This is a genomic window from Bordetella sp. 02P26C-1, assembly GCF_009763255.1.
Lineage (GTDB): Bacteria > Pseudomonadota > Gammaproteobacteria > Burkholderiales > Burkholderiaceae_B > Bordetella_A.
Window position 1 is genome coordinate 29,662 of sequence record NZ_WSJB01000004.1, and the last position, 19,423, is coordinate 49,084.

Here is a 19,423-nt window from a genome sequence, read left to right on the forward strand (position 1 = left end):
GGACTGTCTGCGACGCGCGTGGCTGCCTCGCCGCAGTCCTTAGACACGCGGGCGTGGCCAGTCATGGCTTATGCGCAGCAAACAGCGTCAACGCGGAAAGCGTCAACAGGACTCGTGCAGGTAAACGGGGCGATACGTTAGTGAGGTCACGGAATTGCAGGTATAGACGACAAACCGCAATCTTAATTGATAACCAATATCAATCGCAATTAACCGTGACATTCCGGGCTATAAGCCCACGGTCAAACGTCGCTCGGACTCCAAATACTCGCGCGACTGCATTTCCAGAATGCGCGACACCGTGCGATGGAATTCGTTTGCCAACGCGCCTTCGGTATAAAGCTCCTCGGGCTCGCACTCGGCGGACATGATGAGTTTGATCTTGTGGTCGTAGAACACGTCGATCAGCCACGTAAAACGGCGGGCCTCCGATGCCTGGCGCGGGCCCATGCGCGGCACCTCGGACAAGATGACTGCATGAAAACGGCTCGCCAGTTCCAGATAATCATTCTGCGAGCGCGGACCGCCACACAGCGTCGCGAAGTCGAACCACACCACGGAGCCTGCCAACGCCTGCGCACGGATTTCGCGGTGTTCGATATGCAGCACGGGATCTTGTGGCGGCGTATCGGACAAATGGTTAAAGGCTTTCTGCAGCGCGGCCTTGGCTTGCTCGTTAAGCGGCGAGTGATAGCACTGCACTTGTTCGAGCGAACGGCGCCGGTAATCGATACCCGCGTCCACATTCATTACGTCCATCCGTTGCTGAATCAACTCGATGGCCGGCAAGATACGATCGCGATGCAAGCCATCCGGATACAACGTAGACGGCTCGTAGTTGGACGTCATGACAAACGAGGTGCCGTATTCAAACAGCTTTAACAGCAACCGATAAAGAATCATCGCATCGGCCACGTCCGACACGTGAAATTCGTCAAAGCAGATCAGACGATATCGTTTCGCCACCCGGCGCGCGACTTCGTCTAACGGATCCTGCATCCCTTTCACGGTCTCAAGCTCGCGATGCACGCCACGGATGAACTCATGAAAATGAATACGCGTCTTGCGGGTCACCGGCACCGTGGCATAGAACGCGTCCATCAAGAAACTCTTGCCACGACCCACACCGCCCCACAGGTAAACGCCACGTGGCACCTCCGGGCGATGCAACAAACGCTTCAAGGCATTGGAGCGCATGCCCTTGAATCGCACCCAATCATCAAAATAGACTTGCAGCCGATCGATCGCCCGCTTCTGCGCCTCGTCGGGCTGATAGCCCCGTTCGGCCAGAGAATTTTCATAATATTCACGGACGTTCATAAAAGCTCCGGACCCGATAAAAGTAGCGAAGGCCGCATTCTACTAAGTCGCCCGCACGCCCGGGTCCAGAGCGTGCACAAGCGCTATGAAGCGGCTATTGAATGACATAAAAAAAAAGCGGGCGCCAGGCATTGCTACCTTAGCGCCCGCCGGCATGCCGAGCGGAATTAGAAGTTCAGCGCGCGCTTGTCCACGGCCAGGGCCGCTTCCTTCACGGCTTCCGACAACGTCGGGTGCGCGTGGCAAATACGTGCGATGTCTTCCGCAGCGCCACGGAATTCCATGATGGTCACGGCTTCCGCGATCAGCTCCGATGCCATCGGGCCGACGATGTGCACACCCAGGACTTCGTCAGTCTTGGCATCAGCGATCACCTTGGCAAAGCCCGTCGTGTCGCCCAATGCGCGTGCACGGCCGTTGGCCAGGAACGGGAAGCTGCCTGCCTTGTACTCGCGGCCTTCGGCCTTGAGCTGCTGTTCGGTCTTGCCGACCCAGGCGATTTCCGGCGAGGTGTAGATCACCCAAGGCACAGTGGCGAAGTTCACATGGCCATGCTGCCCCGCGATACGCTCGGCCACGGCCACGCCCTCTTCCTCGGCCTTGTGCGCCAGCATCGGGCCGCGCACCACATCACCCACCGCCCACACGTTCGGCAGATTGGTCTTGCAGTCGCCATCGACCTCGATAAAGCCACGCTGATCCAGCTTCAGGCCCACGCCGTCGGCATTCAGACCACCGGTGTAGGGCACGCGGCCGATCGACACGATCAGCTTGTCCACCACCAATTCCTGCTCGGCGCCCTTGGCGTCCACATAAGGAATCGTCACCGACTTCGCCGTCGCCTTGATCTCGCCGATCTTCACACCCATCTGGATGTTCAGACCTTGCTTCGTGAAGGCCTTCAGCGCCTCTTTCGCGACCTGCTGGTCAGCAGCGGCCAGGAATTCCGGCGCGGCTTCCAAGATCGTGACTTCGGCACCCAGGCGGCGCCACACGCTGCCCATTTCCAGACCAATCACGCCGGCGCCAATCACGCCCAGCTTCTTCGGCACGGCGCCGATATTCAGCGCGCCGTCGTTAGACAGCACAACCTTTTCGTCGAACGGCAGACCCGGCAGTTCACGCGCGGCCGAACCGGTAGCCACGACCACATGCTTGGCCACCAGTTCTTCTTCCTTGGCGCCCGACACCTTGATGGTGTAGCCGCCCTCGGCCTTGGCCGCAAACGAGCCCGTGCCGTGGAAGAACGTGACCTTGTTCTTCTTGAACAGGTACAGAATGCCGTCGTTGTTTTGCTTGACCACCGTGTTCTTACGGCCGATCAGCGTATCGAGCTTCAGGCTCACGCCCTTGACCTCGATGCCGTGCTCGGCAAAGTGGTGGTTAGCCTGTTCGAAGTGTTCCGACGATTGCAGCAAAGCCTTCGACGGAATGCAGCCCACGTTAGTGCAAGTACCGCCAGGCGCCGGCTTGCCGTCGGCCGTCTGCCAGGCGTCGATGCAAGCCACCGACATACCCAGCTGGGCCGCGCGGATCGCCGCGATATAGCCGCCAGGACCTGCACCGATGACGACGACGTCAAATTGTTTGGACATAATGATCTCGATATTCGGAAATTAAAGAAGCGCCACCAGAGCTCCAGGCCAGCCGCATCACCACCGCCCCCTCCCACCGTTACGCTGCACCTGCCACAACCGGGCACGAGCGCCAGCGATGTGCCGGGGCCGCAGGGCTGCGGCGTGGCGGGCCCGTAGAGACCGCCGAGCGCTACCGAAGGAAGGCGGGGGGAAGTCGGCTGGGCATGTTTGAGCGTAGCGTAGCGGAGCGAGTTTGCCCAGCCGCCCCGCCTGACGAGGTAGGCGAAGGGAAGTCTGGCCGTTCAGGCCAGACCGGTCGAGCGGGCCCGCCACGTCGCAGCCCTGCGGCCCCGGCACATCGCGACAGAAGAACCCTACCGCCCCCGCACCAACAGCCTGCACCGCCGCGACAACCAGACACCCCCACCGAGCAAAGACCCGAAGATCCCGCAAACATCCGGCAGAGGCATCCCAGCAACCCGTCAACCTAATCCCACCTAAGACTTACAGATCCAGCAACAAACGCTGCGGATCTTCCAGCGCATCCTTCATCGCAACCAGACCCAACACCGCCTCACGACCGTCGATGATCCGATGGTCATACGACAGCGCCAGATAGTTCATCGGACGAATCACGATCTGACCCTTTTCAACCACCGCACGCTCCTTGGTCGCATGCACGCCCAAGATTGCCGATTGCGGCGGGTTGATGATCGGGGTCGACAGCATCGAGCCGAACACACCACCGTTGGAGATCGAGAACGTACCGCCCGTCATTTCCTCGATACCCAGCTTGCCGTCAGCAGCACGCTTGCCGAAGTCAGCGATTTGCTTTTCGATCTCGGCGATCGACAATTGATCCGCGTTACGCAGGATCGGCACCACCAGACCACGGGGGCTGCCCACCGCGATACCGATGTCGAAGTAACCGTGATAGATGATGTCCTTGCCGTCGATCGACGCGTTGATCAGCGGGAACTTCTTCAGTGCGGCAACAGCGGCCTTCACGAAGAACGACATAAAGCCCAGCTTGATGCCGTGCTCTTTCTCGAACTTCTCTTTGTACTTGTTGCGCAGATCGATCACGGCCTGCATGTTGACCTCGTTGAACGTGGTCAGAATCGCGTTTTCTTGCTGCGATTGCAGCAGACGCTCGGCGATACGAGCGCGCAGGCGGCTCATCGGCACGCGCTGTTCCGGACGGCCATCCAGCGACAGCGTCGTCGGAGCCGGAGCGGCGGCGGCCTTGGCCGGCGCGGCGCTGGCGGCCTGAGCGTCAGCCTTGGTCACGCGACCATCACGGCCGGTGCCCGACACGCTGGCGGCGTCCACACCCTTTTCCGAGAGAATCTTCGAAGCAGCCGGCGAAGCCACACCAGCGGCGCTCTTCGAGGCAGGGGCTTCTGCGGCGGCAGCCGGGGCAGCGGCCGGAGCGGCTTCAGCCTTCGGCGCGGCGGCCGGGGCAGCAGCAGCCTGAGCAGCCGTATCGATCTTGGCGATCAGTTGACCAGAGGTCACCGTGGCGCCGTCGGCTTCGACGATCTCAGCCAGCACGCCCGAGGCGGGAGCCGGCACTTCCAGCACGACCTTGTCGGTTTCGATTTCGATCAGGATCTCGTCGGCTTCAACCGCAGCGCCAGCCTGCTTCTTCCAGGTCAGCAGCGTCGCTTCGGAAACCGATTCGGACAATTGGGGGACAACAACGTCAGTAATAGCCATGGTAATTAAATTCCGTTCAATAAATGTTCGTATCGACAGCTGCGCTTACTTGGTCAGCATGAAGCCTTTGTACTTGGCGGCAAATGCCTGCTCGATCAGCGCCTTTTGCTGCTCGATGTGCTTGGCCAGATAGCCAACGGCAGGCGATGCCGAAGCCGGACGGCCGGCATAACCCAGTTTCTGACCGTCGGCCATGTTCTCGTACAGGTGGTGCTGAACGTAGAACCAAGGACCTTGGTTCTGCGGCTCGTCTTGCACCCAGATCACTTCAGTCGCGTTGCTGTACTTGCTCAGTTCGGCTTCGAAAGCCTTGTGTGCGAACGGATACAGTTGTTCAACCCGAACAATCGCCACGTGGCTGGCTTCGCGCTCACGACGAGCATTCACCAGGTCGTAGTAGACCTTGCCCGAGCAAGCCAGCACGCGCTTGACCTTGCTGGCGTCGATGTTGTCGTCCAGCTCACCGATCACCGGACGGAAGCTGCCGCCGGCCAATTCGGTCAGGGGCGAACCTGCATCCTTGTTACGCAGCAGCGACTTCGGCGTGAAGATCACCAAAGGCTTGCGGAACGGACGGATCATCTGGCGACGCAGCAGGTGGAAAATCTGCGCGGCCGTCGTCGGCTGCACCACCTGGATGTTGTTGTCGGCGCACAGCTGCAGGAAGCGCTCGATACGACCCGACGAGTGCTCGGGGCCTTGACCCTCGTAGCCGTGCGGCAGCATCAGCGTCAGACCGGATTGACGGCCCCACTTGGCTTCACCCGAGGTGATGAACTGGTCGATCACGACCTGCGCACCGTTGACGAAGTCACCGAACTGCGCTTCCCAGATGGTCAGCGTGTTGGGCTCGGCGCTCGAGTAACCGTATTCGAAGCCCAGCACGGCTTCTTCGGACAGTACCGAGTCGATCACCGTGAACGGAGCCTGGCCTTCGGAGACGTTTTGCAGCGGCACATAGGTGCCATCGTTCCAGCGCTCACGATTTTGATCGTGCAGCACGGCGTGGCGGTGCGTGAACGTACCGCGACCCGAATCCTGACCCGTGATACGGATGGCATAACCGGAGGACACCAGCGTCGCAAACGCCAGGTGCTCGCCCATACCCCAGTCCAGATTTTGCTCGCCTTGAGCCATCTTGCGACGCTCGGCCAACAGCTTGTTCACCAGCGGGTGCGGGGTGAAGTTTTCCGGCAAGGTGGTGATGCGTTCACCGATGCGCTTCAGTTCAGCCAGCGGCACGGCGGTGTCGGCGTGGTCGGTCCACTTGGCGCCCAGGAACGGGGACCAGTCGATTGCGTACTTGCTCTTGTAGTCGGTCAGCACGGGCTCGATCGTGCGCTGGCCGTCTTCCATCAGCTGACGGTAATCCTTGACCATCTGCTCGGCATCGCCTTCGGCCAGGACGCCTTGGGCGACCAGCTTGTCGGCGTACAGCTTGCGCGTGCCGGGGTGATGGCCAATGCGCTTGTACATCAGCGGCTGCGTCAGCGACGGAGTGTCTTGCTCGTTGTGGCCGAGTTTGCGGAAGCAAACAATGTCCAGCACGACGTCGTGATGGAATTCCATGCGGTAGTCCAGCGCCAGCTTGGTCGCGAACACCACGGCTTCGGGGTCGTCGCCGTTGACGTGGAACACCGGGGCTTCGATCATCTTGACCACGTCGGTGCAATACAGCGTCGAACGCGTATCGCGCGGATCAGAGGTGGTGAAACCGATTTGGTTGTTGATGACGATGTGCAGCGTGCCGCCCGTGCCGTAACCGCGCGTTTGAGCGAGGTTCAGCGTTTCCATCACGACACCCTGGCCCGCGAAAGCGGCGTCGCCGTGCACCAGCACCGGCAGAACTTGTTTGCCTTCGGCGTCGCCACGACGTTCCTGGCGAGCGCGGGCGCTACCTTCGACCACGGGGTTGACGATTTCCAGGTGGGACGGGTTGAACGCGAGCGACAGGTGTACCGGACCGCCACGGGTGGACAGGTCGCTGGAGAAACCGTTGTGGTACTTCACGTCACCATCGGTCAGGCCCTCGGCGTGCTTGCCTTCGAATTCGGCAAACAGATCGCCGGGCATCTTGCCCATGATGTTGACCAGCAGGTTCAGGCGACCACGGTGAGCCATGCCCACCACGATTTCCTGCACGCCGCATTCGCCCGCGTGGTTGACCACTTCGTCCATCGAGGCGATGAAGCTTTCGCCGCCTTCGAGCGAGAAGCGCTTCTGGCCCACATACTTGGTGTGCAGGAAGCGCTCGAGGCCTTCGGCTTCGGTCAGCTGCTGCAGAATGTGGCGTTTTTGCTCGGGCGAGTAGGATGCCGCGCCAAAAGTCTTTTCCAGACGCTCTTGAATCCAACGCTTGGCGGCGGGGTCGGAAATATGGGTGTATTCGGCACCGATGCTGCGGCAGTAGGTGTCGCGCAGCGCCTTCAGGATGTCGCGCAGCGTCATCGTGCTGGCGGTCGTGAAGTAGGTATTGGTGGCCGAGTAGACCTGATCGAGGTCGGCTTCGGTCAGGCCGTAGAAAGCGGGGTCCAGTTCCGGGATTTGCGGACGTTCTTGGCGCTTGAGGGGGTCCAGATCGGCCCAACGCGAACCCAGCGAACGGTAAGCGCCAATCAGCGACTGTACCGACACCTGCTTGCTGGCCATGGCCAGATCAGGCTGCGAGGATTGCTGCTGCACAAAGCCGTTGGTGCGCGCACGCTGCGCGAACGACTCAACAATCGGGGCGTGGGCGCGGTCGCGCGTCGTTTCCTGACCGTCGGTGGCGGGCGTGTGTTGCAGCTGGTCGAAGTACTCGCGCCAGTTGTCCGGCACGGAGCCGGGATTATCTAGGTACGCCTCGTACAACTCTTCGACGTAGGGCGCATTACCCCCGAAGAGATAGGAGGTGGATAGAGATTCTGATTCGGAAGACATATATTGCTTCACCTTGCGAGTGCTTCACTCGATACGATGCAGGAAAACCTTCCGCGACACGGGCTTCCCGTTTAGCGGATAGCAGGGGCAGAAGGCACGTACAAGCCCTGAAAGCCTATGGCGCAAAAGTATACCCCCCAGGGCTACGCCTGTCTTGCCGCAGCGCGGCAACCCGGACCGAAGCCAGGGCATGGCAATCGGCCGGGAATATCGGGGCAACCCCCGTCAACGTCCGTCATGATGTTGACTACGTGCCTGCAGGATCCAACATTTCAGGACTGAAAGAGCAAAACGGCGCTGTCTCTAGAAAACCACGACACGCCGGTAAAACCACACTGCGACCGCCGCGAATACCGCGAGGCCCAACCACTCGGCCACCGACGCAAAATCGGCGCCCAGCAAAGCCAGCGGTGCTTCGTTGCCGGTTGCCCCTATGATGGCAGCCATTAGCACCCCGATCAAGCTCTCGCCCACGATCATCCCCGAGGCCATCAACGTGCCGCGCCGGATGTGCGGCTCGGCGAAGGCATCATAAGGCTGACCCGTGCGTTCGGCACGCCGACGCAGCGCTCGCTCGATCAACCAGGCCAATACCGCGCCCACGACCAGAGACGTGCTGACGGTCGGGGGCAGGTAAATGCCAATCCCAACGGCCAGCACCGGCATCCGCGCGACACGGCAGGTGCGCTTCAAAATCGCATCAAGAACGATCAGACCGACACCCACCGCCATCCCGATGACGATCATCAGCCAGTTCAATTGGTGGGTGAAAATCCCTTGCGCGATCGCCAACATCAGCGTGGCCTGCGGCGCGGACAGCGCCTGCGCGGGGTCCATTTCCGGGCGAGGCAAAGCGCCGGCGAAACCGTACGCGTTGTAGAGCAGCTCCAGAATCGGCGAAATGACGATCGCCCCCACCACGCAGCCGATCAACAGCGCCACCTGCTGACGCCAGGGCGTGGCGCCCACCAACCAGCCCGTCTTCAGATCCTGGAGGTTGTCATTCGCAATCGAGGCCACCGCGACCACCGCCGAGGTGGTGAAGATCGCCAACGCGATGGCCATCTGCACGCCTGCTTGCGAGCCGAGCAAGCCGGTGGCGCTTTCCAACGCCAGCATCAGCAGCGACACCAGCACGATGGCCACGATCCCCACGCCGGAAATCGGACTCGTCGACGAACCCACCAGGCCGGCCATGTAACCGCAAGCCGCAGCCACCAAGAAGCCAAACACAAACGCAAAGGCAACGGCATAGGTGACCAGCATGCCGATGCTACCTTGCGCGGCTGGCTCCCCCTTGAGGAACGACACAAACGTCGCCACCAGGATAGCCACCAGCACCACCGTCACCAGGGCAATCCATTTGCCCGACATATCCCGCTCCGTGCGCGCGGCCGCGCCGGCCTGGGCCCGTCCTTCCCGGCTGAGCGCGAAGAACGAAGTCTTGATCCCGCGCATCATGGGCATAAAGAGCGTCGCCAGCGTCCAGACGGCTCCCACGCCGATCACGCCCGCGCCAATGAAACGCACCTGCGAACTCCACAGGCCGGTTGCGTAATCCACGATGGACATATCGGCTGCCCGGTCGCCCATGGCGGTCAACACCGGCACGGCGATACCCCAGGCGATCACCAGGCCGGTCAGCATCGCCAACCCCGCGACAATACCGATCAGGTAGCCTGCGCCCAGCAGCGCGAGCGAGAATCCCATGGGCAGACGAAACACGGCAGCGCCGATCGATTGCCACAGGCTGATCGAATCGCCCAGCACCCGCAGGCCGCTGGCCGCAAAGCTCACCACCGCGGCAATGCCTGCACCCTTAATGATGTCGCCCATGCCGGTGGCTTTCGGCTGGGAGCCTTCGCGTTGCGCAGTCGCCGCCGTACCCACTGGTGCCCCCTTGCCTTCGCCTATCGGAGGACTGCCCACGCGCAGAATTTCGGCGGCTGCGACCCCTTCCGGATAAGGCAGGTCACTTTTCACCACCATGATGTGCCGCAGCGGTATCGTGAACATCACGCCCAGCATGCCGCCGGCCGCGCATAGACCCAACGTCTGCCAGAACGGAAACCCTTGCCAATGCCCCATCATGACCAAGGCAGGCAGGATAAAAATAATGGACGACAATGTGCCGGCCGCCGAAGCCTGCGTCTGCACCATGTTGTTTTCGAGGATGTTCGATGTCCGGAACAGCTTTAGCACCGACATCGAAATCACGGCCGCGGGAATCGCCGAGGAAAACGTCAGGCCGACCTTCAGGCCCAGGTACACGTTTGACGCGGTAAAAACAACGGTAATCAAAGCACCGATGATCACGCCACGGAGAGTCAGTTCCGGTAGCGTCATCGAATCGGGAATGCGCGCAGGCTCAGCCATGAGTCAACCTGTCCTTGCAGTGTGAGGGGGGTAAGTATTCAGAGAGGTGCCGAATTCTACCTCTCGTCAAAAAACGCCTACCTTACTCCAACGGTAAAGCCGTCTGATATTTCACCTGTTTCAGTGCGAAACCCGATCGTATGTTCTTAACGCCGGGGATCCGCGACAGGCGATTGACAACGAATCGCTCCAGCCCTTGGATGTCTGGGACGACCACACGCAGCAGGTAATCGGAGTCTCCGGTCATCAGATAGCACTCCATGACTTCCGGACATTCCGCCATGGCGTTCTGAAAGCGCTCCAGTTCTGGCTCGACCTGCTTTTCCAAGCTGACCTGGATAAACACATTCAGACTCAGGCCCAGTTGCAGCGGATCGGCCAACGCCACATAGCCGCGTATCACGCCGGCGGCTTCCAGCGCCTTGACCCGTGCCAGGCACGGCGAAGGTGACAGATGGACCCGGCGCGCCAGTTCCACATTCGTGATGCTGGAATCGGTTTGCAAAATGCTAAGAATCCGGCGGTCAATGGCGTCGAGGGCAGTCGTCGGCATATTTTTTCGTCTCAGATATATTCTCCAAAACATTATGCCGTGGCTTCGCCGTTTTCAGCGCATTTTCGAACACTCATGCCAGCACGGACGCGCTAGGATGATGTTTCATAACGGAGACACCTTCACCATGCTTGACGCCGTGGCCACCCCTTCCCCCTACGACATCGATCCCCTCGAAACCGGCGAATGGCGCGAGGCGCTATGCGCGCTCGTACAAGCCGCGGGCATCGAGCGCGCCGCGTTTGTGCTCGACGCCCTGCTCGCGCAAGCCGCCTCGCTAGGCGTGCGCGCGGCCGGCCAGACGCGCAGCGCCTATCTAAATACGATCTCCGCGCGCCAAGAGCCGCCCTTTCCCGGCGACCTCGCGATGGAGGAACGCATCGCGTCGATCAACCGTTGGAATGCGCTGGCCATGGTGGTGCGCGCCAATCAGGCCCACGGTGAGTTGGGGGGCCATATCGCCAGCTATGCCTCGGCCGCGGACTTGTTCGAGGTGGGGTTCAACCATTTCTTTCGCGCGCCGTGCGAGGGATTTGCCGGGGATCTGGTTTATCTGCAGCCGCATTCCGCGCCGGGCGTCTATGCGCGCGCGTTCCTGGAAGGCTTTCTCAACGAAGCCGACCTCGCCCATTTCCGCCAGGAGATTACCGCCAAAGAACGCGGCTTGCGCGGGCTGTCTTCCTATCCGCATCCCTGGCTGATGCCCGATTTCTGGCAATTCCCAACCGGCTCCATGGGCATCGGGCCGATCAACGCGATCTATCAAGCGCGCTTTATGCGCTATCTGGAAAATCGCTCGCTGGCACAACCGTCCGGGCGCAAAGTGTGGGGGCTGTTCGGCGACGGCGAAATGGACGAACCCGAGTCGATCGCCGCCCTGACACTGGCCGCGCGCGAAAAACTCGACAATCTCGTTTTTGTAGTGAATTGCAACCTGCAGCGCCTGGACGGGCCGGTGCGCGGCAACGGCCGCATCATTGACGAACTCGAAACGCTCTATGCCGGCGCCGGCTGGAACGTCATCAAACTGGTGTGGGGCGGGGATTGGGATCCCCTGCTCGCCCGAGATACCGAAGGCGCTTTGGCTCGGGCGTTTTCTCAGACCGTGGATGGTCAGTTCCAGACGTTTGCGGCAAACGACGGGGCTTATAACCGCGCGCATTTCTTTAATCAGAATCCCGAGCTGGCCGCGCTCGTGGCTGATTGGTCGGACGAGGCCATCGACCGACTGCGTCGCGGCGGGCACGATATCGTCAAAATCCACGCCGCCTATCATCGCGCGGTGCGCCATCGCGGCCAGCCCACGGTTATCCTGGCTCAGACCAAGAAAGGCTTTGGCATGGGCGCGGCGGGCCAAGGGAAAATGACCACGCACCAGCAGAAAAAGCTGGACGATCAGGCGTTGCTGGCATTCCGGGACCGGTTCGCGCTACCGATTTCCGACGCGGATTGCGTGGCGCTGAAGTTCTACCGTCCGACCGACGACAGCGCGGAAGTGCGCTATCTGCAAGCGCGCCGCAAGGTCTTGGGCGGGCATTTGCCGCGACGCCGCACGGAGTCGCCACGCTTGCCCGTGCCCACGGTTGAGCAATGGGCGCGATTTGCCCTGCAAGCCGATGGCAAGGAGATGTCGTCGACCATGGCCATCGTGCGCATGCTGAGCGCGCTGTTGAAAGACTCGACCCTGGGCGAACGCATCGTGCCCATCGTCGCTGACGAAGCGCGCACCTTCGGCATGGCCAATCTGTTTCGCCAGATCGGCATTTATTCCGCGCAAGGCCAGCTGTACGAGCCCGAGGACATCGGCTCGGTGCTCTATTACCGCGAGGCGCTGGACGGTCAGATTCTCGAAGAAGGCATCACCGAAGCCGGCGCGATCTCGTCCTGGACGGCGGCGGGCACCAGCTATTCGGTCAACGGCCTGCCCATGCTGCCGTTCTATATCTATTACTCGATGTTCGGCTTTCAGCGGATTGGCGATCTGATCTGGGCCGCTGCCGATCAGCGCGCGCGTGGCTTTCTGATAGGCGCGACCTCCGGGCGCACCACGCTCGGCGGCGAAGGCCTGCAGCACCAGGATGGCTCCAGCCATCTCATCGCCTCGACCGTGCCGAATTGCCGAGCCTACGATCCGGCGTACGCGTACGAGGTCGCCGTGATTCTCGAACACGGCATGCAGCGCATGCTGGAAGAACAGCATGACGAGTTCTACTACATCACCGTCACGAACGAGAACCTGCCGCAACCCAGCATGCCCGACGCAGACGTGCGTGAAGGCATCTTGCGCGGCATGTATCGGGTCGCCGCCGCGAGCAACGCCAATGGTCCGATCGAAGGCACGGCACAAGTGCGCCTGCTCGCGGCCGGCCCGATGCTCAATGAAGCCTTGCGCGCGGCAAAGCGCCTGAAGGATGAATTCGGCGTCCATGCCGAAGTCTGGAGCGTGACCAGCTACTCCGAGCTGGCGCGTGATGGGCGTGCCTGCGAGCGCGCACGCGTGCTGGGCTTGGCCGACGCGCCGACGCAAAGCTGGATCGAACAGTGCCTGCCCGGCTCCGTGCCGGTCGTGGCGGTCAGCGACTACGTGCGCGCCGTGCCTGAACAAATACGAGGTTGGATCAAGGGCCCCATGCGCGTGCTGGGCACGGACGGGTTTGGCCGCAGCGATACGCGGGCACGGCTACGTGACTTCTTCGAAGTCAGCGCGGATTGGATCGCGCTGCATGCGCTCGATTTAGCGGCGGGCGAGGAACCGCGCTTGGGAGATGCGTTGCAGCGCTTGCGCAGCGAAATGCACACCGCGCAGCGCTCCGATAACCCGTGGCAGTTGTGAGGAGCCCCCCCACGCTGACTCACTGTGCGGGTTTGAAAAACGGCACCGGTGTCATCAACTGATTGCGTTGCGACACCAGATAACCCGCCTCGGCACTGCGCGCCAGATAATCCACCCATGCCGGGTCGGCCTGCAGCGCCGCACGCTTGCGGGCACGATCGGCGGCATCCTCGTACACCCAGATGTGCACATAGCTATTCACGTCGCCCGTTTCGGTTTGCATATAGGCCAGGGGCTCGCCCAGATGACGACGTTGCACGTCAAAACCATACTCGGCGTATAGCGCCAGGTGTTTTTTGATTTTGCCGGGTTGGCAGGTATAGGTTCTGACATCGTAGAGCATCACATTTCTCCATATAAAGGGGATGCTGGCCGCCGATATGGCGGCCGCGCGCACCAATCACTCCACCGAGGCGCCCGAGGCGACCACCAGATCGCGCCAGCGCTCGACTTCCTGTTTCACGTACGGATCAAACGCCGCGGTGCCGTCGCCCACCGGGTCGGCGCCCAGGTCCTTGAGCTTGCTTTGCACGGCCGGCGATGCAACGCTGGCCGTGATCGCGTCTGACAGTTGCGTCACCACGTCGGGCGGCGTTCCCGCGCGCACAAATAGCCCGAACCAAGAGCGCGCGTTCATCTCCGGAAATTTTGTTTCCGAAAACGCCGGCACATCGGGCAACGCCGAGTGGCGCTGTTTACCGGTCACCGCGATCGGCTTGAGCCGGCCGGCTTGCACCTGAGACAACACCTCCGGCAGATTGGCGAACATAAACTGCACCTGGCCGCCGATCAGGTCGTTCAGCGCCGGCGCGCCCCCTTTGTAGGGCACGTGGGTGGCACTGCCTTTGGACACTGAATTGAACTGCGCTCCCGCCAGATGCGCGGCCGTACCGGTGCCGCCCGAGGCGTACGACACGCGATCGCCATTGGCGCGCACATAGTCGGACATTTCAGAGGCATTGCTGGCCGATACCTGTGGGTTGACCACCAACAGCAGCGGTACGGATGCCAGATTCGACAGACCCGTGAAGTCCTTGGTCAGGCTGTAGTCGAGATTCTTATATAGCGTGGCGTTAATCGCATGGCTGGAAGTCGCCATCAACAGCGTGTAGCCGTCCGCCTCGGCACGCGCTGCCGCGCCCGCGCCAATATTGCCGTTAGCACCGGCCCGATTTTCCACGATGACGGGCTGCCCCAGCTTCGTCGACATTTCCTGCGCCACCGTGCGCGCGATCACATCGGTCGCGCCGCCGGCGGCAAACGGCACGATGATACGAACCGGGCGGTCGGGAAAGGCGGCCGAGGCGACCGCGCAGGTCAAGGCCAGGGTGCCGGCAAGAATCGGGCGCAGCAGACGCGCGAGAGTCGGGTTCATAGTTGTCTCCTCTGGCGGCTCGCGAGCGAGCCGTGTCGTTCGTATAGTCAGACGCCATATCCCTGTCGATGCAGGGCTTCGGCATAGGACGCACTTTACGCAGGAAACGTGGGAACTTGGTAGGACGGATCAGTGCTTGAATTGCACTTTTCTGCGCTCAACCGCGCAGACTCAGCATGCTGGCGCGAAATTGCCCCGGCGTCATCGCGGTGTGCTTTTTGAAAAAGCGCGCAAAATAGGCCGGGTCGTCAAAGTGAAGCTGGAAAGCAATTTCCGCGACGCCCCCATCGGTATTGGCGAGCAGGCGCTTGGCTTCCAGGACGTACCGTTCCTGCACCAGGCGGCTGGCCGTACGCCCGACGGTGCGTTTGACGGCGTCGTTGAGCTGCCGCTCGCTCACGCATAAGGCATCGGCGTACTCGCGAATACTACGAAAGTTCAGGTATTTTTCTTCGACCAACAACGTAAACCGCTTGGCGAGGGAATAGCTGCGCCCCGCCGAAAGGGCCTGCGCATCGACGGGATACAGACGGCGCAGCCGGGTCAGCAGAATCAGCAGATAAGAACGCACCACGTCGTAGCGGCCGAGCTGGCGCGCCTGCATCTCCTGCTCCATCACTTGCAGCAGGGGCAGCAGCTCATCATGCTGCGCCGGCGTCAGATACAGCACGGGCTGACCGCTAGTCGGATGAAAGAACGGGAACTTTCCGATATCGTCCGCGCGGGGAAACATATGCGTGAAAAACGCCGTGCTCAGATTCATCACATAGCCTTCCGGCGGCACGGACGACTGCCACGCATGCAACTGCCCCGGCGCAAGGAAAAACACCGAGTGATCCCGTACCTCCAGCGGATGAAAGTCCACCATGTGCGTACCTCGCGCCCGTGACATCCACAGGATGTGGTAGTAGGCATGGCGATGCGGAAAATTACGCGGGATCTCGGGCCTGCCTTGCAGGCGGACCAAGTCAAAATAGAAAGAGCCCTCGCCCGAAAAATCCGTCGACTCGAAAGTCGGAAAGTCGGCAGCGGCGGTGCGGGAGTCCTGATCGGTGAGCGGCCCGGTCATATGTTTATCGATTTACGAACGCGCTGTCGGGGCGAAAACTTTACCATCATTCGAGCGCAGCGCCCTCCCCGGACGAAACCCATTGGTTACCTGCCCCGTCCTTGCTACGATGCGGCTACCACTCACCTGGACTGCCCGCCCTCGCGCCATGGAACTACGCCAACTGCGCTACTTTGTCGAGACCGCCCATCGTCGCAGCATCACGAAGGCGGCCTCCGCGTTGCATATCGTGCAGCCCGCGCTGACCGCCCAGATAAAAGCGCTGGAAGAGGAACTCGGCACGCGGCTGCTGGAACGCTCGGCCAGGGGCGTCAGCCTGACAGAAAGTGGTGAGGCCGTTCTGCGCGACGCCACGGCAATCTTACGCGCGGTCGATCAGCTCAAGCGCCGGCATGCGACCACGCCCTGCTCGGGCCGCGCCGTGAAAATTGGCATCCCCAACGGTATGACACGCACTTTCGCGGGCCAGCTACTCGAACGTGCCCGGCAGGAAGGGCGATTTGAAGTCGAACTCATTGAAGGCATGTCGGGCCATCTGCTGGAATGGCTGAAATCGGGCCGTCTCGACATCAGCGTGCTATTTGCCAGCCAGCCTTTGCGGCAGCTGCACATATCCAAACTGACCACCGACGTCATTGATCTGGTCGGTCCATCTGGCGCACTGCATGACACGCAACCGGTGGAGTTCAGGGATCTAGGCCGCTATCCCCTGATCTTGCCCACAGCCAAACACGGTTTGACGCGCCTGATCCACGCGCAGGCGCGCTTGGCTGGCGTCGAGTTGCAGCAACATGCCACGCTGGATTCGATCGCCGAGATTAAGCACCTGGTGTCTCAAGGGGTGGGGTATACGTTGCTCGCACCCATGGTTTATCAGCCCGAAAAAGATCAAGGCCTGCTGTCGGCAGCGCCCCTATGCAACCCAACCTTGACGCGCGACCTCGTGACTGCCACGCGTCGCGCGCACGAGGACGACGATATCGCACAGGCCCGCGCCCTGGTGCATGACATCTGCGGGTGCCGGCAGGGCATAGCGGGCATACGGTCCTGAGGACATCCGAGGCACGATCATGTCTGTACTTGCCGGCCGACGGCAGCACGAAGGTCTAATCGACCGTCACGCCCGCGCGACGCACCGTCGACTGCCATAGCTGCGCTTCCGCTACCAAGCGTTGTTGGAACGCTTGCCGCCCTTGAGGCTGCACCATCAGGCCCATCGCTTCGAGTCGCCCGGCGATGGCGGGATCCTTCGCCGCACGGAGCACGGCTTGCTCCAGCACCTCGATACGCGATGGATCCGTGCCGCTGTGGGCCACCACACCGATCCAGCCCATTCCCGCCAGCTGACTCAATCCCAACTCGGTCATGCTGGGCACATCCGGCAGCAACGGCGAGCGCTGGTCTCCTAATGTGGCCAAGGCCCGCACTTTTCCACTGCGTATGGATGCCACCTCGGCAAATAAATTGTTCATTGCGGCATCGACACGCCCGCTCACCAGATCGGGCATCAGCGCGGCACTGCCTTTGTAGGGAACGGGTACCACGCGAACATTCAACTCCTGCCCGATCAGCAGACTCACCAAATGGGGAACCGTTCCAATCCCCGGCGAGCCGATCGTCAGCGTATCCGGCCTGGCCTGTGCCGCCTCGAATAGCTGTTGTGGCGTCTTAAAGGGCGAGCTGGCAGGTACAACCAGCACGTTCGGATTCAGGGCCACCAGACCCACGGCCTGCATATCGCGTAGAGGCTGGTAACTCAACTGCGGGTAAAGCGCCGGATTGACCACAAGCGGAGGCACTGCCAGCAGCAGCGTGTACCCATCAGCGGGCGCCTTGATCGCGGCTTCCGTACCGATGTTGGTCGCCCCGCCCGGACGATTGAGGATGACGACAGGCTGGCCCAGTTGTTCGCCCATCGAGGCCGCCACGGCCCGAGCCACCGAGTCCGTCGCCCCGCCGGGCGGATAAGGCACGATCCACTGCAACGGGCGGTCGGGATACCGCGCCGCCTTCGCAGACCCGTTCAGGCCCAGCCACGCGCCAGCCAGCGCGCTCGTCAACAGCGTGCGTCGCTTCATGGTGTTCTCCTATTTGATTGCGCGGCTTGTGCTGGGTGCGCGCGGACGCTGTGGGGCCACCGGTTCCACCGGGGGATAACGTAGCTTGCCTTTGACAACTGACGGACTGGACTGCGCACCGGCACGTACGTATTGGCGGCTGGCATCCGTAAAGGGTTGAAAGTCCCAGGCGGGAAAATCGCCTGTCAGCCGGGTTTGTTGAATCAATCGACGACGCGCCTGACTCTGCAAGATTGCTTGATGTAGGCCCGTCGCGTCCCACTTTTGTCCGGCCAGCGCCACCAGTTGCCGCTCCACCTCACGCACTTCGGACTTACCCGCCAGGTTGCGCTGTTCGTGCGGATCGTTCTGCAAATCGAAGAGCTGTGGCGCATCGCTGTCGGCCACAATGAGCTTCCACCACGCTTTCCTCACCATCAAACACGGCGCATGCGCGCCCTCTCCGTTCATCTCGCCGTACACCACGCCAGTCGTGTCATTCTGCTGGACGCCCAGGCCATCCGCGAGCGAGCGCCCGTCCAGCGCAGGCAACGCGTCATCTGGCACATGCACTCCGGCCAAATCTAATACAGTGGGAAAGATATCCACGAGCGACACCAGTTCATGGCGCACGGCGGCGAGCCTACGTCCGGGCACTGAGATAAGGAGCGGAATACGCACCGCGGGTTCGAAGTGCACCCACTTGTACCAGAGGCCGCGCTCGCCCAACATGTCTCCATGGTCGGCAGTAAACACGACGACCGTGGACTCGTCCAAGTCCATGGCGCTTAGCGCATCAAGCAGCCGTCCGACTTGCGCATCCACATAGCTCACCATTGCATAGTAAGCATGACGCGCGGTGCGAACATGCGCATCGTCGAGGTCGTATTCGTCCTGGCGGAACATGTACCAGAGGCGCTGACTATGCGCGTCCTGCTGGTCGAAAGGAATGGGTCCGACGCGAGGCATGTCGATTTCTTCGGTCCGATACAACTCGAGAAAATCACGCGTGGACACATACGGATTATGCGGATGCGTCATCGACACAGCCAGAAAAAATGGGCGATCGCGATGCAGCCGGCCGAGGTCGTACAGTTTTTGAACCCCACGAAACACCACTTCGTCGTCGTAGTCGATCTGCATGCTGCGCCGACATTCGCCTGCCTCGATGACGCTACGCATATTCATTCCGGTCGGCGCGATTGGGATTTCCTCGCGCCAGTCAGGCGTCCATCCAAAGTCCGACGGGTAGATATCGGTTGTCAGTCGCTCCTGGAAACCATGATGCTGCTCCGGGCCCACGAAGTGCATCTTTCCCGACAAAATGGTGTTGTAGCCTGCCAAGGTCAGGTGGTGCAGAAACGTAGGCACCTCGGCCGAGAACTCCGAGGCGTTGTCGTAAACGCCTACTGCACTGGGCAAGCGCCCGGACAACATCGCCACACGAGACGGCGCACAGAGCGGAAAGTTGCAATACATATTCGCGTAGCGCGTCGATCGCGCCGCAAGCCGGTCCAGATTGGGCGTGCGGCACACGCCATTGCCGTACATGCGTAAGGCGAACGCCGTTAATTGATCCGCCATCAAAAAAAGAAAATTGGGTTTTTGGCCTGGAGACATCGCGC

The 19,423-nt window shown here is 61.3% G+C and carries 13 protein-coding genes; 2 read left to right on the plus strand and 11 right to left on the minus strand.

All coding sequences use genetic code 11. The features are described from left to right. Nucleotides 1-228: 228 nt before the first annotated feature. The 6 genes from zapE to GOQ28_RS02555 all read right to left on the minus strand — a co-directional run bounded on the left by zapE (nucleotide 229) and on the right by GOQ28_RS02555 (nucleotide 10,464). A complete protein-coding gene (gene zapE / locus GOQ28_RS02530) occupies nucleotides 229-1,320 on the minus strand; it encodes a cell division protein ZapE (protein WP_160355318.1) in 1,092 nt (363 codons plus the stop codon). Nucleotides 1,321-1,487: 167 nt separating this feature from the next. Further along, on the minus strand, nucleotides 1,488-2,915 hold the full coding sequence (gene lpdA, locus GOQ28_RS02535; RefSeq protein WP_160350280.1) for a dihydrolipoyl dehydrogenase: 1,428 nt from the start codon (nucleotides 2,913-2,915) through the stop codon (nucleotides 1,488-1,490). Between the two features lie 486 nt (nucleotides 2,916-3,401). Then, a complete protein-coding gene (odhB, locus tag GOQ28_RS02540) occupies nucleotides 3,402-4,616 on the minus strand; it encodes a 2-oxoglutarate dehydrogenase complex dihydrolipoyllysine-residue succinyltransferase (RefSeq protein ID WP_160350281.1) in 1,215 nt (404 codons plus the stop codon). 45 nt (nucleotides 4,617-4,661) lie between these two features. Continuing rightward, nucleotides 4,662-7,535, minus strand: a complete 2,874-nt coding sequence (locus GOQ28_RS02545) for a 2-oxoglutarate dehydrogenase E1 component (RefSeq protein WP_160355319.1) — start codon at nucleotides 7,533-7,535, stop codon at nucleotides 4,662-4,664. A 303-nt stretch (nucleotides 7,536-7,838) separates the two neighbouring features. Further along, nucleotides 7,839-9,911 (minus strand): OPT family oligopeptide transporter, encoded by a 2,073-nt coding sequence (locus tag GOQ28_RS02550; RefSeq protein ID WP_160355320.1) that lies wholly within the window; start codon nucleotides 9,909-9,911, stop codon nucleotides 7,839-7,841. Between the two features lie 82 nt (nucleotides 9,912-9,993). Beyond that, nucleotides 9,994-10,464, minus strand: a complete 471-nt coding sequence (locus GOQ28_RS02555; RefSeq protein ID WP_160350284.1) for an Lrp/AsnC family transcriptional regulator — start codon at nucleotides 10,462-10,464, stop codon at nucleotides 9,994-9,996. 127 nt (nucleotides 10,465-10,591) lie between these two features. On the opposite strand from GOQ28_RS02555, the gene mdeB reads away from it, so the two are divergent. Then, nucleotides 10,592-13,297, plus strand: coding sequence for an alpha-ketoglutarate dehydrogenase (mdeB, locus tag GOQ28_RS02560; RefSeq protein ID WP_160355321.1), 2,706 nt, complete (start codon nucleotides 10,592-10,594; stop codon nucleotides 13,295-13,297). Between the two features lie 19 nt (nucleotides 13,298-13,316). Here the strand turns inward: mdeB and GOQ28_RS02565 are convergent, their stop codons facing one another. From GOQ28_RS02565 to GOQ28_RS02575, 3 genes are all read right to left on the minus strand, one after another. Then, nucleotides 13,317-13,640, minus strand: a complete 324-nt coding sequence (locus tag GOQ28_RS02565) for an NIPSNAP family protein (RefSeq protein ID WP_160355322.1) — start codon at nucleotides 13,638-13,640, stop codon at nucleotides 13,317-13,319. A gap of 57 nt (nucleotides 13,641-13,697) precedes the next feature. Next, the gene (locus GOQ28_RS02570; RefSeq protein WP_160355323.1) at nucleotides 13,698-14,672 is read right to left on the minus strand and encodes a Bug family tripartite tricarboxylate transporter substrate binding protein; all 975 of its coding nucleotides are present in this window, start codon (nucleotides 14,670-14,672) and stop codon (nucleotides 13,698-13,700) included. Between the two features lie 157 nt (nucleotides 14,673-14,829). Then, complete coding sequence (locus GOQ28_RS02575; protein ID WP_160355324.1) at nucleotides 14,830-15,741, minus strand: helix-turn-helix domain-containing protein; 912 nt, start codon at nucleotides 15,739-15,741, stop codon at nucleotides 14,830-14,832. A gap of 148 nt (nucleotides 15,742-15,889) precedes the next feature. Here GOQ28_RS02575 and GOQ28_RS02580 point away from each other — a divergent pair, with 148 nt between their 5' ends. Then, nucleotides 15,890-16,792 (plus strand): LysR family transcriptional regulator, encoded by a 903-nt coding sequence (locus GOQ28_RS02580; protein ID WP_160355325.1) that lies wholly within the window; start codon nucleotides 15,890-15,892, stop codon nucleotides 16,790-16,792. A gap of 55 nt (nucleotides 16,793-16,847) precedes the next feature. Here GOQ28_RS02580 and GOQ28_RS02585 read toward each other — a convergent pair whose 3' ends face one another. Both GOQ28_RS02585 and betC read right to left on the minus strand, forming a co-directional pair. Beyond that, nucleotides 16,848-17,819, minus strand: a complete 972-nt coding sequence (locus GOQ28_RS02585) for a Bug family tripartite tricarboxylate transporter substrate binding protein (protein WP_160355326.1) — start codon at nucleotides 17,817-17,819, stop codon at nucleotides 16,848-16,850. Nucleotides 17,820-17,828: 9 nt separating this feature from the next. After that, nucleotides 17,829-19,418 carry a choline-sulfatase gene (betC, locus tag GOQ28_RS02590; protein ID WP_160355327.1) on the minus strand — a complete coding sequence of 530 codons (1,590 nt, stop codon included), beginning with the start codon at nucleotides 19,416-19,418 and terminating at the stop codon, nucleotides 17,829-17,831. Nucleotides 19,419-19,423: the final 5 nt, after the last annotated feature.